21 protein-coding genes are annotated in these 21255 nt (G+C 68.7%); 13 read left to right on the forward strand and 8 right to left on the reverse strand.

Annotated elements, in window-relative coordinates:
• The first annotated feature begins 74 nt into the window (after positions 1-74).
• Together EZ313_RS05880 and EZ313_RS05885 are read left to right on the forward strand one after the other, a co-directional pair.
• Positions 75-860 carry an IclR family transcriptional regulator gene (locus EZ313_RS05880; protein WP_167772529.1) on the forward strand — a complete coding sequence of 262 codons (786 nt, stop codon included), beginning with the start codon at positions 75-77 and terminating at the stop codon, positions 858-860.
• Positions 857-1852, forward strand: coding sequence for a Bug family tripartite tricarboxylate transporter substrate binding protein (locus EZ313_RS05885; protein ID WP_135262259.1), 996 nt, complete (start codon positions 857-859; stop codon positions 1850-1852). Before EZ313_RS05880 ends, EZ313_RS05885 begins: the two co-directional genes overlap by 4 nt.
• A 7-nt stretch (positions 1853-1859) precedes the next feature.
• Here the strand turns inward: EZ313_RS05885 and EZ313_RS05890 are convergent, their stop codons facing one another.
• The 4 genes from EZ313_RS05890 to EZ313_RS05905 form a co-directional block, all read right to left on the reverse strand.
• Positions 1860-2168: an acylphosphatase gene (locus tag EZ313_RS05890; protein WP_135262260.1), complete on the reverse strand. Its 309-nt coding sequence runs from the start codon at positions 2166-2168 to the stop codon at positions 1860-1862.
• The gene (locus EZ313_RS05895; RefSeq protein ID WP_135262261.1) at positions 2168-2935 is read right to left on the reverse strand and encodes a response regulator; all 768 of its coding nucleotides are present in this window, start codon (positions 2933-2935) and stop codon (positions 2168-2170) included. The genes EZ313_RS05890 and EZ313_RS05895 overlap by 1 nt, the downstream gene beginning before the upstream one ends.
• A 38-nt stretch (positions 2936-2973) precedes the next feature.
• The gene (locus tag EZ313_RS05900; protein ID WP_135262262.1) at positions 2974-5631 is read right to left on the reverse strand and encodes a hybrid sensor histidine kinase/response regulator; all 2658 of its coding nucleotides are present in this window, start codon (positions 5629-5631) and stop codon (positions 2974-2976) included.
• Between the two features lie 82 nt (positions 5632-5713).
• Positions 5714-6094, reverse strand: coding sequence for a hypothetical protein (locus tag EZ313_RS05905; RefSeq protein ID WP_135262263.1), 381 nt, complete (start codon positions 6092-6094; stop codon positions 5714-5716).
• Positions 6095-6328: 234 nt separating this feature from the next.
• Here EZ313_RS05905 and EZ313_RS23240 point away from each other — a divergent pair, with 234 nt between their 5' ends.
• A complete protein-coding gene (locus EZ313_RS23240) occupies positions 6329-6481 on the forward strand; it encodes a hypothetical protein (RefSeq protein ID WP_167772530.1) in 153 nt (50 codons plus the stop codon).
• A gap of 33 nt (positions 6482-6514) precedes the next feature.
• On the opposite strand, the gene EZ313_RS05910 is transcribed toward EZ313_RS23240, so the two are convergent.
• Both EZ313_RS05910 and EZ313_RS05915 read right to left on the reverse strand, forming a co-directional pair.
• The gene (locus tag EZ313_RS05910) at positions 6515-7207 is read right to left on the reverse strand and encodes a response regulator transcription factor (protein WP_135262264.1); all 693 of its coding nucleotides are present in this window, start codon (positions 7205-7207) and stop codon (positions 6515-6517) included.
• 13 nt (positions 7208-7220) lie between these two features.
• Entirely contained in the window at positions 7221-8549 is a 1329-nt protein-coding gene (locus EZ313_RS05915; RefSeq protein ID WP_135262265.1) for a tetratricopeptide repeat protein, read from the reverse strand.
• Positions 8550-8637: 88 nt separating this feature from the next.
• Between EZ313_RS05915 and EZ313_RS05920 the strand changes: the two genes are divergently transcribed.
• Positions 8638-9696: a GlxA family transcriptional regulator gene (locus EZ313_RS05920; RefSeq protein WP_135262266.1), complete on the forward strand. Its 1059-nt coding sequence runs from the start codon at positions 8638-8640 to the stop codon at positions 9694-9696.
• Between the two features lie 13 nt (positions 9697-9709).
• On the opposite strand, the gene EZ313_RS05925 is transcribed toward EZ313_RS05920, so the two are convergent.
• Positions 9710-13294 (reverse strand): indolepyruvate ferredoxin oxidoreductase family protein, encoded by a 3585-nt coding sequence (locus EZ313_RS05925; protein ID WP_135262267.1) that lies wholly within the window; start codon positions 13292-13294, stop codon positions 9710-9712.
• A gap of 181 nt (positions 13295-13475) precedes the next feature.
• On the opposite strand from EZ313_RS05925, the gene EZ313_RS05930 reads away from it, so the two are divergent.
• The 4 genes from EZ313_RS05930 to EZ313_RS05945 all read left to right on the forward strand — a co-directional run bounded on the left by EZ313_RS05930 (position 13476) and on the right by EZ313_RS05945 (position 15602).
• Positions 13476-13979, forward strand: a complete 504-nt coding sequence (locus tag EZ313_RS05930; protein WP_135262268.1) for an Lrp/AsnC family transcriptional regulator — start codon at positions 13476-13478, stop codon at positions 13977-13979.
• A gap of 120 nt (positions 13980-14099) precedes the next feature.
• Positions 14100-14546 (forward strand): SRPBCC family protein, encoded by a 447-nt coding sequence (locus EZ313_RS05935; RefSeq protein ID WP_135262269.1) that lies wholly within the window; start codon positions 14100-14102, stop codon positions 14544-14546.
• 31 nt (positions 14547-14577) lie between these two features.
• Positions 14578-15006, forward strand: coding sequence for a VOC family protein (locus EZ313_RS05940; protein WP_135262270.1), 429 nt, complete (start codon positions 14578-14580; stop codon positions 15004-15006).
• A 92-nt stretch (positions 15007-15098) separates the two neighbouring features.
• Entirely contained in the window at positions 15099-15602 is a 504-nt protein-coding gene (locus EZ313_RS05945) for a hypothetical protein (protein ID WP_135262271.1), read from the forward strand.
• Between the two features lie 23 nt (positions 15603-15625).
• Here EZ313_RS05945 and glgP read toward each other — a convergent pair whose 3' ends face one another.
• Positions 15626-17302 (reverse strand): alpha-glucan family phosphorylase, encoded by a 1677-nt coding sequence (gene glgP / locus EZ313_RS05950; RefSeq protein WP_135262272.1) that lies wholly within the window; start codon positions 17300-17302, stop codon positions 15626-15628.
• A gap of 262 nt (positions 17303-17564) precedes the next feature.
• Here glgP and paaA point away from each other — a divergent pair, with 262 nt between their 5' ends.
• Genes paaA through paaE form a run of 5 tightly spaced genes read left to right on the forward strand, consistent with a single transcriptional unit; the run spans position 17565 to position 21244 of the window.
• Positions 17565-18572 carry a 1,2-phenylacetyl-CoA epoxidase subunit PaaA gene (paaA, locus tag EZ313_RS05955; RefSeq protein ID WP_135262273.1) on the forward strand — a complete coding sequence of 336 codons (1008 nt, stop codon included), beginning with the start codon at positions 17565-17567 and terminating at the stop codon, positions 18570-18572.
• Positions 18569-18868 (forward strand): 1,2-phenylacetyl-CoA epoxidase subunit PaaB, encoded by a 300-nt coding sequence (paaB, locus tag EZ313_RS05960; protein ID WP_135262274.1) that lies wholly within the window; start codon positions 18569-18571, stop codon positions 18866-18868. The genes paaA and paaB overlap by 4 nt, the downstream gene beginning before the upstream one ends.
• Before the next feature lie 8 nt (positions 18869-18876).
• A complete protein-coding gene (paaC, locus tag EZ313_RS05965; protein WP_135262275.1) occupies positions 18877-19653 on the forward strand; it encodes a 1,2-phenylacetyl-CoA epoxidase subunit PaaC in 777 nt (258 codons plus the stop codon).
• On the forward strand, positions 19653-20159 hold the full coding sequence (gene paaD, locus EZ313_RS05970; RefSeq protein ID WP_135262276.1) for a 1,2-phenylacetyl-CoA epoxidase subunit PaaD: 507 nt from the start codon (positions 19653-19655) through the stop codon (positions 20157-20159). Before paaC ends, paaD begins: the two co-directional genes overlap by 1 nt.
• On the forward strand, positions 20156-21244 hold the full coding sequence (gene paaE, locus EZ313_RS05975; RefSeq protein ID WP_135262277.1) for a 1,2-phenylacetyl-CoA epoxidase subunit PaaE: 1089 nt from the start codon (positions 20156-20158) through the stop codon (positions 21242-21244). Before paaD ends, paaE begins: the two co-directional genes overlap by 4 nt.
• Positions 21245-21255 lie beyond the last annotated feature (11 nt).

Genomic DNA, 21255 nt, shown 5'->3' on the forward strand with positions numbered 1-21255 from the left:
GGCTGTCATCGTGGAGTGTCTCTCTATGCGATACGCTTGTGTCGATACGCGAGAAGATGATAGGATCGCCGCCCATGGCTGTCAATGAGACCGGCGACGAGCAACCCGGCGCTGCTTCGGTGCAGGCCGTCGGCGTGGCTTTCGCCGTGCTGGAGTCGCTTTCGCAGACGCCGGACGCCATCGGCACGAGCGACTTGGCACGCCGACTGGGGATGACGAAGGCGCGCGTGCACCGCCACCTGAGCACGCTGCGCCTGCTGGGCTTCGTCGAGAAGGACAGCGCCACCGACGGCTATCGCCTCGGCTGGAAGAGCTACAAGCTGGGCATGGCGGTGGCGGAGAACTTCGGCCTGCGCCGCATCGCGCACCGCCACCTTCTGCGGCTGCACAAGGACAGCGGCCAGACCGTCGCCCTGGCCATGCCCGCCGGGCCGGATGCCATCACCGTCATCGAGACCATCGAGGCGCCGGGCGTGGTCGCCATCACGGTCAAGCCGGGCTCCGTCATCCCCGCTCCGACCGCGGCCCTGGGCCGCGCCATCCTCGCGTTCCGCGACAACACGCAGGAAGAGGCTTCGTTCCAGAGCATCCGCGATCATTGGTATGCGGTGGCGATCAACGAACGCATCCCTGGCGTGGCGGCGCTGGCGGCGCCTGTGTTCGACGATTCGGGCCGGCCCGTCGCGTCTGTCGGTGTCATCGGATCGCAGGCGCACGTGACGCAGCCGCCGCGACAGGACCTGCTCGCCCAGGTGCAGGAAGCCGCATCCCGGATTTCCTCGGCGTTGCGCTCCACACGCTGGCGCAGCGCGCCCGGGCCCCATCAGCATCGACAACGCAGTACAGGAGACAAGACATGAACTCCCACACCATCCTCACCCGGCGGCAGCTCGTCGTTGTCGCCGCGGGCGCCGCGGCGTCGCTGGCCACCGGCGTTTCATTCGCCCAGGGCGGCTATCCGAACAGGCCGGTGAAGGTGATCGTCACCTACACGCCCGGTGGCGCGAACGACGTCACGGCGCGCGTCTACAGCCAGTTGCTCGGCGAGCGCCTCAAGCAGGCCTTCGTCGTGGAGAACCGTCCGGGCGCCAGTGGCATTCCCGGCACCACGTCGGTCGCGAAGGCGGAAGCCGACGGCTACACGCTGCTGCTCGGTGCGGGCGGCACGATGACGATCAACCCGGGCCTGTTCCCCAGCCTCAGCTACGACCCGCTGCGCGACTTCGTGCCGATCGGCCTCGCGGCGCGTTCGCCGCTGGTGCTGGTGGTGCCGCCTTCGCTGCCGGTGCGCAGCGTGGCCGAGCTGATCGCCTACGCGAAGAGCAAGCCTGACGGCATCAGCTTCGCTTCGCCAGGCGCGGGCACGCCGCTGCACCTGGCGGCCGAGCTGTTCACCCGGCAGGCCGGCATCAAGGCGCTGCACGTGCCGTACAAGGGCAGCGCGCCCGCGCTGAACGACCTGATGGGCGGCCGCGTCGACATGATGTGCGACGTGCTGGGCACCTCCATCGAACTGGTTCGCGCCGGCAAGCTGCGTGCGCTCGCGGTCACGAGTCCGCAGCGCAGCAACCAGCTGCCGCAGGTGCCCACGCTGGCCGAGCAGGGCCTGAAGGATTTCGACGTGACCTCGTGGTTCGGCTTCTTCGCGCCGGCCAGCACGCCGCGCGAGATCGTCTCGGCGCTGAACGCGGAACTCGCGCGTGTCGCGCAGACGAGCGATGCACGCGACAAGCTGGCGCCGCTCGGCATGGAGCCCGTCAGTTCCAGCAGCGAACAGCTGCGGGCGCTGGTGCAGAGCGAGCAGGCGAAGTGGCGCGAGGTGATCCGCGCCGCCAACGTCAAGGCGGACTGACGGCCGCTCAGGCCGTCGGCAACTGCTCGAAGCCCTCGAACCGCTCGAAGGGCGGGCGGACTTCGCTGGCCTCGATGTGCTCGACCCGCGCGCCGGGCACGTCGCGCTCCATCCATGCGCACATGCTCGCCAGCTGTTCAGGCGTGCCCTGCAGCATCGCCTCGACGGAATAGTCCTTGCGGTTGCGCACCCAGCCGGTCAGGCCCAGCACGCGGGCCTGCTGGATGCAGGCGTAGCGGTAGCCGACGCCCTGCACGCGCCCGCGCACGCGCACCAGCCGGCATTCGATCGCGCCGCCTTCGCGTTCGCTTTCCACTACTTGCCGATGGGCACGTACATGTAGCCCGCGTTGCGCACGGTGCGGATGCAGCGCGGATCACCTTCAGGGTCGGGCTCGACCTTGCGGCGCAGGCGGCCGATGCGGATGTCGATCGAGCGGTCGAACGGCTCCCACTCCCGGTTGCGGGTCTTGAGCAGCAACTGGTCGCGCGTGAGCACGCGGTTGGGATTGGCCAGGAAGGCGGTAAGCAGCTGGTACTCCATCGGCGTGATGGTCACCTCGGCGCCGCCCACGTCGAACATCCGGTGCGCATCCAGGTCCACCTCGCAGCGGCCGAAGCGCTGCCGCGACGCAGGCTCAGGCTGGGCCTGGGGCTGCTGTTGCTGTTGCTGTTGACCGCGCACCTCGGCCGCGGGCACGGGCTGCCGCGACTGCACGCGGCGCAGCACGCTCTTGATGCGGGCCAGCAGTTCGCGCAGGTCGAACGGCTTGACGATGTAGTCGTCCGCGCCGAGTTCCAGGCCGACCACGCGGTCGACCACCTCGGCCGAGGCGGTGACCATCAGCAGGCCCAGGTCGTAGTGCTCGCGCAGGTAGCGCGCCAGCACCAGGCCGTCCTCGCCGGGCAGCGCGACGTCGAGCAGCACGGCGTGCGGCAAGTCGCCCTGCAGGCACATCCGCATCTGAAGTCCGCTTCCCGCCTCGGAGACGGCGAAGCCGTGACCCTCGAGGTACTCGCGCAGCATCGACCGGATGGACGGATCGTCGTCCACCACGAGCAGCCGCGCGCGCGTGTCGTTCATGCGGCGGATTCTGCCGCCGCCAACCGCGAGATGCGCATTCATTGCAGGGTCGTTACACCGTGTGCGCGCGAACAATCGGCATGTGCCGCGATCGGGTGTGCATCACCCGCGAGCACGTCGCGAAGCAACGAGCGCAGCACCGCCGAGTCGATCGGCTTGCGCAGCAATCCGGCCACACCGCAATCCGACAACTCGCGCTCGCCGATGTCCGACGCATTGCCCGTGTACAGCAGCACGGGCAGGCCCGGGCGGTGGCGGGCCGCATGTCGCGCGAGCGCGAGCCCGGTCATGCCCGGCATGGTCTGGTCGGTGAGCAGCAGCGAGAACAGCTCGCCCGGAGTGGCCAGGCGGCGCGCGGCCGACAACGGATCACGCTCGAGCACCACCTCCAGGCCCCAGCCGCTCAGCAGCTCCTGCATGAAAGCGCTGACGGTGGGCTCGTCCTCGACCAGCAGCACACGGCCGCGCAGCGGAGCGGCGATACGCGGAGCGGGCGGCGCCACCGGCTGCTGCGCGTCGGCCTCATCCTGCTCGCCGGCCGGCAGCAGCACGCGGAAGGTGGAGCCGCGCCCGGGCGCGGAGCGCACCTGCAGGTGCCCGCCATGGTCGTGCACGATGCCGTGGACCATGGCCAAGCCCATGCCGGTCCCGCGGCCCACGTCCTTGGTGGTGAAGAAGGGCTCGAACATCCGGTCGATCACTTCGCGGCTCATGCCGACGCCGTCGTCGGTGACTTCGAAGAACACCCAGCGGCCGGCGCCGAGCCGCGCGCTGCATGAAGCGCAGTGGCCGGCGGCGACCGCATGGCCGGTGTGCACCTGGATCGTGCCGTGCTCGCCGATGGCATCGCGCGCATTCAGGCACAGGTTGAGCAGCACCTGTTCGAACTGCACAGGATCGGCGACGACCGGAGGCAGTGCCGCGACGCTGTCCGGATTGCAGTCGACCGCGATCGACGTCGGCAGGTTGGGCCGCAGCAGCTGCAGCACTTCCGCTGCGATCTGCCCAGGGTCGAGCAGCTTGCGCTCACCGCGCCGCGGGCGCGAGAAGGACAGCAGCTGCGCGACGTGCTCGCGCGCCCGCTCGGCGGAGAGGCGGGCCTGCTCCAGCTGGCGCGCGAGCTGCGGATCGGCCGCGGTGGCCGCGCGCTCCTGCCCCATGCCGATGTAGCCGAGCACACTGGTGAGGATGTTGTTGAAGTCGTGGGCGAGACCCCCGGTCAGCTGGCCGATCGCTTCCATCTTCTGGGCCTGGCGCAACTGGCGCTCGAGCTCGGCGCGGCGCTGCTCGGCCGCCACGCGCTGCGTGACGTCGCGGCCGACGTACAGCACGTGCGGCTGGCCGCGGTGCAGGATGGGCACGCCGCGCAGCTCGAGCTCGTACCGGTGGCCGTCGCGCCGCACCAGCTGCGTGTCGAGCAGCACGGTCTCGCCGTTCAGGGCGCGCTCGTGCAGCCGCCGGATCGCGGCACCGGCTTGCTCGGGGTTGGCCACCACGCGGTCGGCGCCGATCACGTCGCTGCGCGAGTAGCCGGTCATGGCCTCGTAGGTGGCGTTGACGTCGACGATGCGGAATTGCGCGTCACGCAGCACCATGGCGTCGATCGAGGCGTTGAAGATGGTGCGGTACTGCTCCTCGCTGCGCTGCAGCTCGCGCTCTCGCTGGCGCAGGTCTTCCATCGCGCGCTTTTGCGCCTCGCTGGCGCGCAGCCGCTCCACCTCCGCCGCGGCGCGCACCGCGAAGATCTTGAGCGTGGCCCGAAGGCGGCCCACCTGCGTGAGCGGCCGCCGCGAGGCCACGGAGAGGATGCCGATCGACGTGCCGTCGAGAGCAGTGAGCGGATGGCCGGCATAGCCCTGGCAGCCGAGCTCGACCAGTTCCTTGTCGTCCGGGAACCGGGCCTGCAGGTTGCGCGGGTAGGCGCGGAAATGCTGGCCGAGCACGGTCCCGCAGGGCGTTCCCGCCAACGGATAGCTGAAGTCGCGCGATACGTGCCCGTCGCAGTACAGGGCCAGCACGCGCAGGCCGTCGGGCTGGTCGGGTTCGTGCCGGGCGACGACCGCCACGTCGACGTGGAGGATGGTGGCCAGCAGGCGCACGAGTTCGTCGAACACGGTCCCGCTGCCGGCCGCGGACACGGCCAGCGCTACGGCGCGCAGCGCCGCCTCCGTGCGCTGCCGCTCGATCTCGGCGCAGGCGCGTGTGCCGAAGAGGCTCATCGTCGCTTCCAAATCTTCGAGCGGCCGGTGGTCCAGGGGCCTGCGGTCCATGGCCAGCAGCAGCCCGAGCGGCTCGCCGGCGCTGTCGGCCAGCTGGAACGACGCGAGCGAGTCCATGCGCACGCGCGCGAACAGGGAGCCGCGGCCGAGTCGGTCATGAAAGCCTGATGGAAAGAGCTGGTGCGCATGGCCCGGCTCGGGTGCACAGCCGAGGTCCTCGAGGCTGAAGCCGAAGTTGGGTCGGGGGCGGCCGTCCAGGCTCACCGCCATCGTGCGCAGCTTGTCGTGCGAGTCTTCGGCGAAGACGGCGACGACCACGAGCGCCACGTCGAGCAGGGCCGCGAGTTCGCGCGCCAGCACGGCGAACAGTTCGTCATGGATGGGATGCGCCAGGGCCGCGGCGGCGCGCCGCAAGGCGTCGGCGGGTTGCGCGGCGCGCGCGGGGAGAACCGAAAAGTCTTGGGCCGGCGTCTTCATGTTCGCACTCCAAGGCCCCGCGCGGGGCGTTTCGCGCGGGGCTCCTGGCCGGACAAGCGCCGGATCACGCTGCGGCGCGGCTTCAACGGGCCGGCTGCTCGGCGATCATGACGGGCATGGTGCGGACCGGGGCCGCGGCCATGCGCAGAGTCTCGCCGCCTTCCGAATTGCGCGCCAGCACTTCTTCGCGCGCACCGATGTACTCGGCGCGAACCTGCGCACGGGTGAGGCTGCTGCTCGGCTCGAAGCTGCTCTTCTGGCCGGACCATTCGCCGCCTGCGCTCGACAGCTTGGCAGCACGCGTCTCGTCGCGCACCTCGGCGCGGCTGCGATCGCTGACGAACTTGCTGCTGTCGATCGTCGGGGACTCGGCCTGGGCGGTGCCGGTCATGGCAATGGCGGCCAGCGCGGCGGCGGCGGCGCTGGAGGCGAAGGCGAGGGCGGATGCGATGCGTTGGTTCATGGTCTTCTCCGGGAGCGAGGGGTGGACAGGTCGGGGGCGGTGGGCTCGCTCCAGCGTTGCCGTCCCCGTGGAGACGTACTGTGGGCGGCCACCGTATTCGCGCGACTTCAGCGCGGTACCAGTTTGTATTTCGCAGGTATCGAGCGCGCTGACTGAGCAGCGGGCGGGAATCAGCCCGGCCGCAGTCGCGGGCGTAAAGTGCCAGCGCCTTCCCCGTCTTCTCCAGGAGCGAACATGGTCAAAGCATTCGGTCTCGTCCTGCTGCTCGCGCTCGCCGGCTGCTCCGGCATGGCCACCCAGCGCCCGTCCACCGCATCGCCTTGCCTCACGGACGGCGAGCACTCGTGGGGATGCCAGATCGAGCGTTACCACAGGGCATCAGCCTGAAGGAGGCGCGCCCCGGACCTGCGTGGGCGCGTCCTAGTCGAACAGGCTCACCAGCTTGGACCTCGATGTCACGCCGAACACCACGAAGAGGCAGGAGATGTAGTTCTTGATCGTGCCCAGCTTGAGGCACGTCTCGGCCACGATCTCCTGGTTGGTCTTCCCCTGCAGGACCAGGCTGAGGATCTCGATCTCCCGCGGCGAGAGGGCATTGGCCGTCGATGGCGAGGAACGGCGCGCCGCAGCCGCAGCGGCCGCGTCCCGGCCAGGCTTTCTGGCCAGGGGATCCGTGAGGTCGGACAGGATCGACGCGAGCACCCCAGGTTCCGCGCCCCGGTGCAGGTATTTCTCGGCGCCGAGCGCATACGCTTCCGCCGAGACCGCTGCATCGTAGGCGCCGGACACCACGACGACGCGGCTGCGCGGATGCCGGCGCTTGATCATCTGGAGTGCTGCGAAGCCCTTGCTGTCAGGCAGGTTCAGGTCCAGCAGCACCAGTTCGACCGAGTCCTCGTGCTCCGCGTGGAGTGCCAGCGCATCGCGCAGCGAAGTCGCTTCGAGCACCTCCAGTTCGGCGCACGCGGCGGCGCACAAGTCGATGGCCGACATGCGCACGAGTGCGTTGCCGTCCACCAGCAGGATGCGACGGCGGGCCGCCGCGGCGGGTTGCGGTCCCGCCGAACCGAAGCGGGCGGTGTTGCTTCCGAGGGATCCGGACGGTGTGAGCATGTCGCGACCGCTTTCAGTGCTTGGCGCCAACCGGCCGGACCCTGGACGCGAGCCGTTTCACCGCGGGGCTGTGCGGACGCCGCGCGGCCCTTTCCGCCACGAGTGCGGAAGCGAAGGCGCTGCGCCCGGAGCGGATCGCCGCTTCGATCATCGTCAGATCGATCAGGTCGCGCTGCGCATGGCTGCCGCCGAACCGGTGGCTGTAGTGGCGCAAGGGCCGCAGCAGGTCGAGCGTCTCCGAATACCGGCCCGCGCCGAAGGCCAGGATGGCTTGGGCCGCATCGAGCCCGATCTCCTTGGCGAACAGCGCTGCGTCTCCGGTGCCGAGGCCGGCGGCCTTCAGCGTGTTCAAGGTCTCGTTCTGCAGGCGCACCCTGTCGGCGCCGACGTAAGCCATCATCGTGTGATACGCATTGAAGGCGTAGTCGCCGACCGGCCCCACCGCTTCCCACTGGCCGGCGACGATGTTCCACCTGTCGCCCACATCCACGCCGAGCAGGTGAAGCCTCCACAGGAGCGCCGTGGCGTCCAGGAGGTCGAAGGCGACCATCGACCGCGCGCCGTAGATGGGGCCATCGAAGAGGCGCAGGACTTCCTCCGTGTCGCCCTGTTCGAGGTGGAACAGCGCGAGGTGCCACCAGTTGTGCACGGCGAAGAAGCTGTTCTCGGACCACGACGGCACATCGCCGCGCATCCACGCGATGCCCTCTTCGTACCGGTTCTGCATCTCCATCACGTGTGCGACCGAATGCCAGCCCCAGCCGTCGCGCGGCTCCAGCTCCACGCAGCGGCGGCCGAATTTCTCGGCCTGCCCGTAGTCGCCGGTTTCCTCAAGACCGAAGGCGTACATGCCGAGCACCGCGTGGTAGCCCGGCAGCGTCGGCGACCAGGCGGGGAGGGCCCGTGCGATGCGGTCGCGCAGCATCCGCGAATCGCCGACGAGGAAGTCGATGAGATGGCCGGCCTGCAGGGCCAGCCCGTCGGTCGGGTTGTGCGCCGCGACGTCTTCGAGCACCCGGCCCGCCTCCCGCCAGTGCCCGGTGGAAGCCAGCTCGATGGCGCGCAGATGGCCGCGCTCGCGGTCGTCCATCACCAGCTTCTTGGCGGCGCGGATGCACTCCTGGGCGACGGGCAGGCCGGAAGGATCGGTGCCCACCAGGTGCAGCCAGGCCTTGAGGGCGTGCGCCATCGGCATCGCGGGACTGAGCTCCAGCGCCGTGTTGACGCTGGAGACGGGGTCGCCCGTGTAGCACCGGAAACTCTGGCAGGCGGCCTCGAAATGAGACAGCGACTCGGGGGTGGCGGCCGTGACGGCCAGGCCGGCAGCATCTCTGACTTCCATCGTAGAACTCCTGTGAATGCGAGTGGCCAAAGTCTGTGTGCAGATGGGGGCGGGTGCTAAAGTGATTTGTGCAAGGAGCAGGTCAAACATGCCAAAAGCCCGTCGCTCGACAGTTGCCTTGCTCGGCACGCCGGCCGCTTCGGCCGGCACCCTGTACGGGTTCGTGGACCTGCTGGCGAGCACCCGGCGCGACTGGCAGATCCTTCACGGAGGAGCTCCGGCCGAGTCACCGTTCGAGCCCCTGGTGGTCACGCGAGACGGGTCGCCCTTCACCGCGATGAACGGCGTGGTCGTCACGCCGGACACCAGCTTCGAGCGCTGTACGCGGCCCGACATCGTGTGCATCACAGACCTGATGGAGGAGCCCGGCCTGCACCTGGCCGAGCGTTACAAGCCCGAGATCGACTGGCTCCTGCAGGCGTGGAATTCCGGTGCGACGCTGTGCTCGGCCTGTTCCGGGGCCATGCTGCTCGCGAGCACCGGCCTGCTCGATGGCCAGGAGGCCACCTCGCACTGGGCCTACTGCGACCTGCTCGCCCGCGACTTCCCGCGCACGCGCTGGAATCCCGAACGCATGCTGGTGGTGACCGGCCAGGACCGCCGGCTGATGATGGCCGGCAGCGGCACGGCGTGGTACATGCTGGCGCTGGCGCTGATCGCGCGGTTCGCCTCGCCGCAGGAGGCGATGCAGGTCGCACGCGTGAATCTCCTGGGCAGCAGCGATGTCAGCGCGATCGCGTACGCATCGCTCACGCGCGGCGCGCGGGCTGCGGACCCGGTGGTCGAAAGATGCCAAGTGTGGGCCGCGCTCAACTACCGCAGCGACTCGCCGGTGGCGCGGCTGGTGGCCATGTCGGGGCTGCCCGAGCGCACTTTCAAGCGCCGGTTCACCGAAGCCACGGGCATGAGCCCGCTGGAGTACGTCCACATGCTGCGCCTGGAGGAATCCAAGCAGCTGCTGGAGACCACCGAGCTGCCGATCGAGGCGATCGCCACCGAGGTCGGGTACCAGGACGCGAGCTTTTTCAATCGCCTGTTCCGGCGCAAGGTCGCGCTGAGCCCGTCCGCCTACCGCCGCCGCTTCGGCCCGCTGAGCCAGCAGCTGCGCGAGCTGGCGACCCCGTCCGCAGAACCCGCCTACTGCTGAGCGGCGGTGCGGCTCACGCCGCGGCCGTCACTCGGATCCCCCGGATCTGCCCGGCTTGCGCCGGCTGCTGCGGCTTCGGATACGTCTTCGGATCGAAGCGGTGCAGCAGTTCCGCTTCGCGCAGCCGTGCGGCAGCCACGTTGGCCTGCTTGACGGGGCCGAAGCCGCGCATCGACAGCGGCAGCAGCGCGATCTCGGTGGCGATGTTCAGCCGCTCCGGCGCGAGCGCGGGCAGCAGCGACTCGATGCGCCGCGTGTAGTCCGCGATCAGAGATCGTTCCATGCGCCGCTCCTGCGTGTAGCCGAAGACGTCCAGCGGGGTGCCGCGCACGCGGCGGCCGTGGGCCAGCAGCCTCATCGCCGGGAGCATCCAGCCGCCCAGCCGGATCTTGCGCGGGCGCTCCCCGTGCTTCGCGCGGCTGAGGAGCGGCGGGGCCATGTAGAACTCCAGCGACGGGTCGCCTTCGAACTGCTGATGCAGCGCCTTCAGGAACTCGCCGTCGGTGTACAGGCGCGCGACCTCGTACTCGTCCTTGTAGGCCATCAGCTTGAACAGCGATTGCGCGACGGCGCGCGCGAAGGGCAGCGAAGGATCGGCGCCCAGTGAAGCCTCGAGCGTGCGAACCTTCGCGACGAAGTCGGCGTAGCGGCGCGCATAGGCGGGGCTCTGGTAGCCGGAAAGATGCTTGACGCCGCGCGTCACGATGGCATCCAAGGTGTCGTGCGCGGGCAGCGGCTGCGCCTGCGGCTCGCGCAGCAGCGCGGCGACGGCCTGCGGGTCGGCGGCGGCGAGGCGGCCGAGCGAGAAGGCCAGCTTGTTGTTGTCCACGCCGACGCCGTTGAGTTCGATCGCGCGCATCAGCGCGTCGACGCCCACCGGCACCAGCCCGCGCTGCCATGCATACCCCAGGGCCAGGATGTTGGAGACGATGGAATCGCCCAGGAAAGCTTCGGCCAGCGCCTGCGCATCCAGCGTCTCGACGCGGTCTTCGCCGGCCGCGAAGCGCAACTTCTCCAGCAGCGCCGGCACCTTCAGGCTGGCGTCGGGATTGCGCAGGCTCTCGGCCACCGGCACTTCATGCGTGTTGGCCAGGATGCGTGTGCGGCCATGCCGCACGGTGGCCAGCGAATCGGGCGAGGCGCCCACCACCAGGTCGCACGCGAGGATCGCGTCGGCCTGCTGCGTGTCGATGCGCACCTGGTTCAGCCGCGAAGGCCGGTCCGCCACGCGCACGAAGCTGAGCACGGAGCCGCCTTTCTGCGCGAAGCCCATGAAGTCCAGCACGCTGGCGCTCTTGCCTTCCAGATGCGCGGCCATGGTGATCAGCGCGCCCACCGTCACGACGCCGGTGCCGCCGACGCCGGTCACGAGGAGGTCGTACGGGGCGGTCCAGGTGTGGGGGGCGGGGTGGGGGAGGGCGTCAACGTGACGGTGGAAATCCGCGGACCCGTTGCGCAGCGCACCCGCGCGCTTCTTGACGTTTCCGCCCACGACGCCCACGAAGCTCGGGCAGAAGCCCTTCACGCACGAGTAGTCCTTGTTGCAGCTGCTCTGGTCGATCTTGCGCTTGCGGCCCAGCGGTGTCTCGAGCGGAAGCACCGCCACGCAGTTGCTCTGCACGCTGCAGTCCCCGCAGCCTTCGCACACGCGGTCGTTGATGAACACGCGCCGCGCCGGATCGACCAGCTCGCCCTTCTTGCGCCGGCGGCGCTTCTCGGCGGCGCAGGTCTGCTCATAGATCAGCACCGTGACGCCGGGCATCTCGCGCAGGCGCCGCTGCACGGCATCGAGCTGGTCGCGGTCGTGGAACTCGGTGCCGGCGGGGAAGCGGTTGCGGATCGCGTCGTACTTGCCGATGTCGTCCGACAGCACCACCACCTGCTTGACGCCTTCCGCCTCCACCTGCCGCGCGATGCCGTCGACGCTGATGATGCCGTCCACGGGCTGCCCACCCGTCATCGCCACCGCGTCGTTGAACAGGATCTTGTAGGTGAGCGTCGCGCGCGCGGCCACCGCCTGCCGGATCGCGAGGTAGCCCGAGTGGTAGTAGGTGCCGTCGCCCAGGTTCTGGAACACGTGCGGTACCTTGGTGAACATGGCGTGCGATACCCAGTCCACGCCTTCGCCGCCCATCTGGATCAGGCCTTCGGTGTCGCGGTCCATCCAGCTGGCCATGAAATGGCAGCCGATGCCGGCCTGCGCGTGCGAGCCTTCGGGCACCTTGGTGCTCGTGTTGTGAGGGCAGCCGGCGCAGAAGTAGGGCAGGCGCTTGACGGTGTCGCTCTCGTTCGAGAGCAGTTCGGGCAGCGTGAAGTCGCGCACCAGGTGCCGCCGGTCCAGGTCGGGGTAGTGGGCCACGAGCCAGTTGGCGATGATCTCGATCAGGCGCGAAGGCCGCAGCTCGCCGAGGGCGGAGACGAAAGGCCGGCCCTGCGCATCGGTCTTGCCCACGATCACCGGCCGGTCGGCAGCGTTGTAGAACATGGAGCGCAGCTGCTCCTCCACCACCGGGGCCTTCTCCTCGATGACCAGCACCTCCTTGAGCCCGCGCACGAACTCGCGCATGCGGGTCGGCTCGATCGGATAGGTCAGGCCCAGCTTGTAGATGCGCACGCCGTGCTGCGCGAGCGTCTCCGGCGAGATGTCCAGCCGGCGCAGCACCTCCATGAAGTCGTAGTGCGCCTTGCCGGCGGTGACGATGCCGACGGTCGCATGCCCGCTTTCGACGATGTGGCGGTCGATGCTGTTGATGCGCGAGAAGGCACGCACCGCATCCAGCTTGGCGTGCAGCCGCTGCTCGATGACGAGCGACGGCAGGTCGGGCCAGCGGTAGTGCAGTCCGCCCGGCGGCGGCTGGTAGCCGGTGAGCTGGCGCACCGTGTCCCCGTCCTGCCAGGCGGCGACGCGGGCGTTGACCAGGTCCAGGTCCACCGTCGAGGCGCTCTCCACCACCTCCGACAGCGCGGTGAATCCCACCCAGTTGCCCGAGAAGCGGGAGAGTTGCCAGCCATAAAGGCCGAACTCCAGGTACTCGGCCACCGAAGCGGGCGAGACGATCGGCGCATGCCAGGACTGGAAGGCCTGGTCGCTCTGGTGCGGCATGGACGACGACACGCAGCCGTGGTCGTCGCCCGCCACCATCAAGACGCCGCCATGCGGCGACGCGCCGTACGCGTTGCCGTGCTTGAGCGCGTCGCCCGCGCGATCCACGCCCGGGCCCTTGCCGTACCAGAGCGCGAACACGCCGTCGCAGGTCCGCTCCGGATCGGCCTCGACGCGCTGTGTGCCCAGCACCGCGGTCGCGCCGAGCTCCTCGTTGATCGCGGGCAGGAACCGCAAACCCGCTTCCTCGAACTTCTTGCCTGCCTTCCACACGGCCTGGTCGACCATGCCCAGCGGCGAGCCGCGGTAGCCGCTGATGAAGCCTTGCGTGTTCATCCCGGCAGCGGCATCGCGCTGCCGCTGCATCAGCATCAGCCGCACCAGGGCCTGCGTGCCGGTCAGGAAGATCGCGCCGCTGCGCGCCCACAAGCTGTCGCTGAGCTTGTATTCGGGGCGGGCGAGGGTGCTCGTCCAGGGTGCTGTGGTGGTCTCCATCGCCTGTCTCCTGTCTCTTCCGTGGCCGCGTCGTCATTCCCGCGAAGGCGGAAATCCAGGGCTTGCGTTCCGGCGGGCAGATCGGAAGAGCATAGGCGCGCAACCGAGAAAAAGGCTTCTCTTCTCCCCGGGACGAGCGTCTGGAGGAGAATCCTGTTCTCCATCCAGCAGGATTTCAGGAATGAGCGATCTCGACCGCCACGACGTGCTGCTGCTGTCCGAACTGCAGCGCGACGCCCGCCAGACCGTCCAGCAACTCGCCTCGGCCGCGGGCCTGTCCAGCACGCCCTGCTGGAAGCGCGTGAAGGAGATGGAGTCCGCCGGGATCATCCGCGGCTACACGGCGCTTGTGGACCGCGAGAAGGTGGGGCTCTCTCTGTGCGTGCTGGCCGAGGTGAACCTCACCCGCCACAACGAAGACGACGTGCGGCGGTTCGAGGAGCGGGTCGCGGCGGAGCCGAGCATCGTGAGCTGCTACGCGACGACCGGACAAGCCGACTACGTGATCAAGGTGCTGGTGCCGGACATCAAGCGCTACGAGAGCTTCCTGCACGAGACGCTGTTCAGGTTGCCCGGTGTGACACACGTGCGGTCGAGCGTCGTGTTGAAGGAGGTGAAGTCGGAGACGAGATTGCCGCTGGAGGCGGCCGGGAAAAAAGAGGCCGCACGCCGGTCGAGGGCGTAACCGGCGGTCAGGACGCGCGCGCCGTTGTCGATCCGGCGCATGGCAGACCGTCGTAGGAAGTGAAGTGAAACCATTCCGCGGTTCCGCACCGCTTTCCCACCAGCGAAAGGATGTCTCATCATGGCTACAGGCACTGTCCGTCTTCACCGGGTCCTTCGTTCCAGTCCGGAGCGCCTCTACCGTGCCTTCCTCGACGCGGACGCGATGGCCAAGTGGCTTCCCCCGTACGGATTCACCTGCAAGGTTCACCAGCTCGATGCGCGGGTCGGCGGCACATACAGGATGTCCTTCACGAACTTCTCGAAGGGAACGACCCACGCGTTCGGCGGGGTGTACCGCGAGCTGGTGCCCCATGAACGCCTCCAGTACTCGGACCGGTTCGAGGATCCGAACCTGCCCGGCGAGATGCTCACGACGGTTGCATTGCGCCAGGTTTCGTGCGGAACCGAGCTGAGCATCGTCCAGGAGGGGATTCCGGAAGCCATTCCCGCGGAGATGTGCTATCTCGGATGGCAGGAGTCGCTCGAACAGCTGGCCAGGCTCGTCGAGCCCGAGATTCCGGAGTGATCGAGGGCTCGCGCACGCCAAGGAGCACAACATGGAACTCCACGAACTGCATCGCGGACGTCTCATCGACCACGTCCAGCTCGTCGTGCGGGACCTGTCCGCCTCGCGCAGGTTCTACGCAGCGGTCTTCGACGTCCTGAAGATCCCCATCGGGGGTGAGGGCGATGGATTCTTCTGGGCGGACGAGATGGTGGTGTCCACGCCGGAGAGCCCCGCGTCGCAAGGTGCGCTGACGGGGCGCCATCACCTGGCTTTCCAGGCGCAAGACCGCGCAATGGTCGACGCTTTCCACGCGGCCGCGCTGGCCCACGGCGGCAAGGACAACGGCGCGCCCGGATTGCGGCCCTACCACCCGAGCTACTACGCCGCCTTCGTGCTCGACCCGGACGGCAACAACATCGAAGCCGTGTTCCACGGTGAGGCGACTCGCAGCGCGCCTTCGGTGCGTGTCACTTTCTAGGCGAGCGTCTCCTCCGGATACTTGTCGCATCGCCCGGTCCTCAGCTAGCTTTCTCCGCGAATGAGTACCCGTGAGCCGCTGGAGGGAGTCGAATGGATCAAACCGGGAAAGTCCGCTGCATCGCCATATTTGCGTCCGTCGTTCTCGCGTCGGTGGGCATCGGGTGCGCGCAGCCAGGCAAGGGAGTCGATCTTGATGGAAGCTGGCTATTCGATGCCGACGCGACCGAGAAGCTGTCCGCAGAGCTGCGCGCGAAGCCGCTGCATTCCGTGTTTCACTGGATATCGCTGTCGTGCAGCACGGGCTTGATCGTTCAACCCGACCTGCTTCTGGTCAAGAAGCTCGGTCCTGAAGCTCCGATGCAACTCCCCCGTACGGGTGGGGAGGCTCACGACAGGCGTTACTCGGAGAAAGGCAAGATCCGGGGCATGCTGGTCCGCGCCCACGGATCGCGCCTGCTGGTGGAGCATGAAGGCTTCGCTGACATTCCGCCCCTGCTCTGGACGCGCGTCCCGGCCGAGGCTCTGGGAACGGATCGTACGAAGGAGCAGCTCGACAAATGCCGTGCAACTCTGTTGCGAACCGACGAGCGATAGGTCGAACGCCCGGAGCAATGCGTTCAGCGCGAGTACGCCTCCAGCATGTACCTGCGCACCATGCGATGGCTGTTGAAGAACGCCCCGTTCTTCGTGATCGCCCCCCGCATCACCGCCAGCCACCCCTCCGGGTTCTCGTAGTACAGCGGCAGCACCACTTTCTCCAGCTTGTCGTACAGCGCCTTCGAATCGAGCGCGTCGTCATGCGGTCCGTCCTCGCCGATCGCCCAGCCGGTGATGCCTTCCTCGCACCCTTCCAGCCACCAGCCATCCAGGATGCTCAGGCTGGGGACGCCGTTCAGGGCGGCCTTCATGCCGCTGGTGCCCGACGCCTCCAGCGGCCGCTGGGGCGTGTTCAGCCACAGGTCCACGCCGGAGACGAGCAGCCGGCCCGCTTCCACGCCGTAGTTCGGCACGAACACGATCGGGATCCGGTCGCCCAGTTCCTTCGCCCACTCGTGCAGGCGCGCGATGTGGCGCTTGCCCAGTTCGTCGCGCGGGTGGGCCTTGCCGGCCAGCGCGACCTGGATCGGGTACTTCTTCGCGATCGCCAGCAGGCGCTCCATGTCGCTGAACAGCAGCGAGGGGCGCTTGTAGTCCGTCATGCGGCGGGCGAAGCCGATGGTGAAGCGGTCGGTCTCGAGCCGCTTGCCGCCCGAGCGCTGCAGCAGCCCGATCAGCGCCTGCTTGGCCTCGCGGTGCGCGGCTGTCAGTTCACCGGCCGGGATGCGCTCGGCGTGCAGCAGCAGTTCCGGCTCGTGGCACCAGTGCGGCACGTGCTGGTCGAACAGCTTGCGGTGCGCGTCCGACGCCCAGGTCCAGGGATGGATGCCGTTGGTGATCGCGTGCACCTGGTAGCCGGGGAACATGGTGCGGGAGACTTCCGCGTGCCGCTTGGCCACGCCGTTCACCCAGTTGGACAGCCGCAGCGCCAGGTGCGTCATGTTCAGGCGCTCCTTGCCGGCCAGCTCGGGCAGGTTCAGGTCCTTGACGATCGGGCCCAGGCAGGCAGTGGCCAGCGGGTAGTCGAACTGGTCGTGGCCGGCGGGCACGGGCGTGTGGGTGGTGAAGACGCAGTGCGCCTGCACGCCCATCACCGCCTTGTCGCGCGATTCGCCCGCGGCCACGCGCTCGCGCAGCAGCTCCAGCGTGAGCAGGGCGGCGTGGCCCTCGTTCATGTGGTACTTCTGGATCTGGTAACCCAGCGCCGCCAGCATGCGCACGCCGCCGATGCCCAGCACGATCTCCTGGCAGAGGCGATAGGTCTCGTCGCCGCCGTACAGCACCGACGTGAGCTTGCGGTCCTCCGCATCGTTCTCCGGCAGGTCGGTGTCGAGCAGGATCACCGGCACGGCCTTGGAGTCCTCGCAATGGCTGCCCACCATGTGCTTCCACCCGCCGACCCACACCTCGCGGCCGCGGATGGTGACGCGCACCTTCGCGGGCAGGCGCCTGGCGTATTGCGACGGGTCCCAGGTGGCGTCGTGCTCGACCTGGGCGCCGGCTTCGATGGTCTGGCGGAAATAGCCCTGGCGGCTGAGCATGGTCACGCCGACGATCGGCATCGCCAGGTCCGCGGCGCTGCGCATGTGGTCGCCGGCCAGCACGCCCAGGCCGCCGCTGTACGTGCCCATGCCGGGCTCGAGCGCCATCTCCATCGAGAAGTAGGCGACTCGGGGAAGGAGAAGTTCGGTGTCCATTGCGTGTTCCTCCGCGCGGGGCCGGCCGCGGGTTCCGGGGCCGTACGCCCATTGATCTTTTTCGAGTTACCGGGGTAGCTCGGGCGCGGGAACATAGCACGCAGCCCTGCCGGCCAAGGCCGCGCTGCGACGCGGCGGATTTTTTTGCCCGGCAGTGCGAGGTTCTTCGCTTCGCTGTTGTTGGGCTTGCCTCACCCGCGGGCTTCACCTATTATCGACCGATCGGTCGGTTAAAGCCCGGCCACCCCTCTCAGGAGACGGCATGTACACGCAAGCGATGGACACCATGGGCAAGGACGAAGCGGCTGGCAAGGCGCTGCGTTCCACCGACGAGATGCGGCTGCAGGAGCGCTTCGACGAGCGCATCGACGCCGGCGACTTCATCGAGCCCAAGGACTGGATGCCGGACCACTACCGCAAGACGCTGGTGCGGCAGATCAGCCAGCACGCGCATTCGGAGATCGTGGGCATGCTGCCCGAGGGGAACTGGATCACGCGCGCGCCGTCGCTCAAGCGCAAGGCCATCCTGCTGGCCAAGGTGCAGGACGAGGGCGGCCACGGCCTGTACCTCTACTCCGCCGCCGAGACGCTGGGCACCAGCCGCGACCAGATGCTGGACGCGCTGCACACCGGCAAGGCCAAGTACAGCTCCATCTTCAACTACCCGACGCTCACCTGGGCCGACGTGGGCGTGGTCGGCTGGCTGGTGGACGGCGCGGCCATCATGAACCAGGTGCCGATCTGCCGCTGCTCGTACGGGCCGTACGCGCGCGCCATGATCCGCATCTGCCGCGAGGAGAGCTTCCACCAGCGCCAGGGCTTCGAGTCGCTGCTGACGATGATGGAGAAGGGCACCGAGGCGCAGAAGGCCATGGTGCAGGACGCCGTGAACCGCTGGTGGTGGCCCTCGATCATGATGTTCGGCCCGCCGGATGACCAGTCGCCCAACTCGGCGCAGTCGATGCGCTGGGGCATCAAGCGCGTTTCCAACGACGAACTGCGGCAGCGCTTCGTCGACGCCGCGGTGGAGCAGGCCAAGGTGCTCGGCGTCGCGCCGCCCGACCCGCACCTGAAGTGGAACGAGGAACGCCAGCACTACGACTTCGGCCCGATCGACTGGGACGAGTTCTGGAACGTGATCAACGGCAACGGGCCGTGCAACAAGGACCGGCTGGCCGCGCGGGTGAAGGCGTGGGATGACGGCGCCTGGGTGCGCGATGCGGCGCTGGCGTATGCGGCGAAGCAGGAGCCGATCAAGGAGGCCGCATGAGCGAGCAGAACGCGAAGGCCGAATGGCCGCTGTGGGAAGTCTTCGTCCGCAGCAAGTCCGGCCTCGACCACAAGCACTGCGGCAGCCTGCACGCGGCCGACGCGAAGATGGCCATCCAGATGGCGCGCGACGTCTACACGCGGCGCCAGGAAGGCAACAGCGTGTGGGTGGTTCGCTCCGACCACATCGTGGCCAGCGACCCGGGCGACAAGGACATGTTCTTCGACCCGATGGAGGACAAGGTGTACCGGCACCCCACCTTCTACAAGCTGCCCGGCGCCGTGGACCACATGTGAGCGCCGCCATGTCCGCCGCATCCGTCTCCGTCAGCCAGGCGCCCGCCGTGCAGTACCTGCTGCGCATCGGCGACACGGCCCTCGTGCTCGGCCAGCGCCTGGCCGAGTGGACCGGCCACGCTCCCGTGCTCGAGGAGGACATCGCGCTCGCCAACATGGCGCTCGACCTCGTCGGGCAGGCCCGCGCGCTGCTCACCTATGCGGGCTCGCTCGAAGGCCAGAACCTCGACGAGGACCAGCTCGCCTTCCTGCGCGAGGAGCGCGACTTCCGCAACGTCACGCTGGTGGAGCTGCCGCGCGGCGACTTCGCGGTGACGGTGCTGCGCAACACCATGATGGCGGCGTTCCTCAAGCAGCTGTGGCAGCACCTGAAGGAATCGTCCGATGCGGAACTCGCCGCCATCGCCGCGAAGGCCGCCAAGGAATCGCGCTACCACCTCCAGCATTCCGCCGACTGGGTGGTGCGCCTGGGGCAGGGCACGGACGAATCGCGCCGGCGGATGCTGGCCGCCGTCGACCAGCTGTGGCGCTACTCGGCCGAGCTGTTCGCGGACGACGAAGTCGACGAGCACGCCGCAAGGACGGGCCTGGGTCCCCGCTGGAGCGAGCTGCAGGACGGATGGAAAGCCGACATGGCGGTCGTCCTCGAGCAGGCGCGGCTGGAGGCGCCGGCGCCCTCGAAGTTCGTGTCGGCCGGCAAGCGCGGCCAGCACAGCGAGCACATGGGCTACATCCTGGCGGAGATGCAGTACCTACAGCGCGCCTACCCGGGCGGCGTCTGGTGATGGCCGCAACCGCGGAACGCGTCCGGCGCGCGTGGGAAGTGCTGGACACGGTGCTCGACCCCGAGGTGCCCGCGCTGTCGGTGCGCGACCTGGGCATCGTGCGCGACGTCATCGACCACGGCGCGGAACTGGAGGTGGTGCTCACGCCCACGTATTCCGGCTGCCCCGCCACGGAGGTGATCGAGCAGAACGTGCTGGGCGCCCTGCAGGCCGAAGGCCTGGGCCCCGCGCGCGCCACGCTGCGCCGCGCGCCGGCCTGGACCACCGACTGGATCAGCGACGAGGGCCGCCGCAAGCTGCGCGAGTACGGCATCGCACCGCCCGGGCCTACCATGCCGGACGAGGGCGTGCCGATCCGCATCTTCCGCCGCGAGCCCGGCATCGCCTGTCCGCACTGCGGCAGCGCGCACACCGAAAAACTGGCCGCCTTCGGCTCGACGGCGTGCAAGGCGCTGTACCGCTGCCTTTCCTGCCGCGAGCCGTTCGAGCATTTCAAGCCGATATGAACACCCCGCTGTTCCACGACCTCAGGGTCCGCTCCATCACGCCCGACACCACGGAAGCGGTGGTGGTCGCCTTCGAGGTGCCCGACGACCTGCAGCCGGTGTTCGGCTTCACCCAGGGCCAGTACCTCACGCTGCGCAAGGACATCGACGGGCAGGACCTGCGCCGCTCGTATTCGATCTGCGCCGGCGTGGACGACGGCGAGCTGCGCGTCGGCGTGCGCAAGGTGCGCGGCGGGGTGTTCTCCAACTGGATCAACGAGCAGCTCAAGCCCGGCGATACCATCAGCGTGATGGCGCCTCAGGGCCGCTTCTTCGTGCCGATCGAGCGCGAGGCGCAGCGCCACCACCTGGGCATCGCGGGCGGCAGCGGCATCACGCCGATCCTCTCGATCATGAAGACGGTGCTGGCGCGCGAGCCGAAGAGCCGCTTCACGCTGATCTACGGCAACCGCAGCCTGAAGTCCACGATGTTCAAGGAGGAGATCGAGGACCTGAAGGACCGCTACATGACGCGACTGGTGCTGCACCACGTGTTTTCCGACGAGCACACGGACGCGCCGCTCAACATGGGCGTCATGAACCGCGAGAAGATCGGCGACTTCCTGCGCAGCGTGGTGCCGGCCGACCGTATCGACCACGTCTTCGTCTGCGGCCCGTTCCAGATGAACGACGAGGCCGAGGCGGCGCTGCTGGCCGCGGGCGTGCCCGAGGACCGCATCCACATCGAGCGCTTCGGCGTGCCGCTGCCCGCCGCCGGCTCGGTGGGCGCCGTGATGCACCAGGCCAGCCCCGACGACGCCGAGCAGGCCAAGGTGGTCATCATCCGCGACGGCCTGCAGCGGGAGATCACCTTCAGCCGCGACCAGCCCAGCATCCTCGATGCGGCTTCGGCCGCCGGCATGGAAGTGCCGTTCTCCTGCACGTCCGGCGTGTGCGGCACCTGCCGCGCCAAGCTGGTGGAAGGCCAGGTGCGCATGGAGCGCAACTTCGCTCTCGACAAGAAGGAAGTCGCAGCCGGCTTCATCCTGACCTGCCAGGCGCACCCGACCACCGAGCGCGTGGTGCTGTCGTTCGACGAACGCTGAAGGCACACCTC

Origin of the sequence: Ramlibacter henchirensis (assembly GCF_004682015.1) — a bacterium.
GTDB lineage: Bacteria > Pseudomonadota > Gammaproteobacteria > Burkholderiales > Burkholderiaceae_C > Ramlibacter > Ramlibacter henchirensis.

Excerpts from the sequence above, each read along its gene's own strand:
- EZ313_RS05905 (WP_135262263.1), bottom strand. The coding sequence starts at position 6,094 with ATGAACCAACGCATCGCATCCGCCCTCGCCTTCGCCTCCAGCGCCGCC.
- EZ313_RS05930 (WP_135262268.1), top strand. The coding sequence starts at position 13,476 with ATGAGCGATCTCGACCGCCACGACGTGCTGCTGCTGTCCGAACTGCAG.
- paaB (WP_135262274.1), top strand. The coding sequence starts at position 18,569 with ATGAGCGAGCAGAACGCGAAGGCCGAATGGCCGCTGTGGGAAGTCTTC.
- EZ313_RS23240 (WP_167772530.1), top strand. The coding sequence starts at position 6,329 with ATGGTCAAAGCATTCGGTCTCGTCCTGCTGCTCGCGCTCGCCGGCTGC.
- EZ313_RS05925 (WP_135262267.1), bottom strand. The coding sequence starts at position 13,294 with ATGGAGACCACCACAGCACCCTGGACGAGCACCCTCGCCCGCCCCGAA.
- paaE (WP_135262277.1), top strand. The coding sequence starts at position 20,156 with ATGAACACCCCGCTGTTCCACGACCTCAGGGTCCGCTCCATCACGCCC.
- EZ313_RS05935 (WP_135262269.1), top strand. The coding sequence starts at position 14,100 with ATGGCTACAGGCACTGTCCGTCTTCACCGGGTCCTTCGTTCCAGTCCG.
- EZ313_RS05920 (WP_135262266.1), top strand. The coding sequence starts at position 8,638 with ATGCCAAAAGCCCGTCGCTCGACAGTTGCCTTGCTCGGCACGCCGGCC.
- EZ313_RS05895 (WP_135262261.1), bottom strand. The coding sequence starts at position 2,935 with ATGAACGACACGCGCGCGCGGCTGCTCGTGGTGGACGACGATCCGTCC.
- EZ313_RS05900 (WP_135262262.1), bottom strand. The coding sequence starts at position 5,631 with ATGAAGACGCCGGCCCAAGACTTTTCGGTTCTCCCCGCGCGCGCCGCG.
- EZ313_RS05915 (WP_135262265.1), bottom strand. The coding sequence starts at position 8,549 with ATGGAAGTCAGAGATGCTGCCGGCCTGGCCGTCACGGCCGCCACCCCC.
- EZ313_RS05880 (WP_167772529.1), top strand. The coding sequence starts at position 75 with ATGGCTGTCAATGAGACCGGCGACGAGCAACCCGGCGCTGCTTCGGTG.
- EZ313_RS05940 (WP_135262270.1), top strand. The coding sequence starts at position 14,578 with ATGGAACTCCACGAACTGCATCGCGGACGTCTCATCGACCACGTCCAG.
- paaA (WP_135262273.1), top strand. The coding sequence starts at position 17,565 with ATGTACACGCAAGCGATGGACACCATGGGCAAGGACGAAGCGGCTGGC.
- EZ313_RS05945 (WP_135262271.1), top strand. The coding sequence starts at position 15,099 with ATGGATCAAACCGGGAAAGTCCGCTGCATCGCCATATTTGCGTCCGTC.
- EZ313_RS05910 (WP_135262264.1), bottom strand. The coding sequence starts at position 7,207 with ATGCTCACACCGTCCGGATCCCTCGGAAGCAACACCGCCCGCTTCGGT.
- paaC (WP_135262275.1), top strand. The coding sequence starts at position 18,877 with ATGTCCGCCGCATCCGTCTCCGTCAGCCAGGCGCCCGCCGTGCAGTAC.
- glgP (WP_135262272.1), bottom strand. The coding sequence starts at position 17,302 with ATGGACACCGAACTTCTCCTTCCCCGAGTCGCCTACTTCTCGATGGAG.
- paaD (WP_135262276.1), top strand. The coding sequence starts at position 19,653 with ATGGCCGCAACCGCGGAACGCGTCCGGCGCGCGTGGGAAGTGCTGGAC.
- EZ313_RS05885 (WP_135262259.1), top strand. The coding sequence starts at position 857 with ATGAACTCCCACACCATCCTCACCCGGCGGCAGCTCGTCGTTGTCGCC.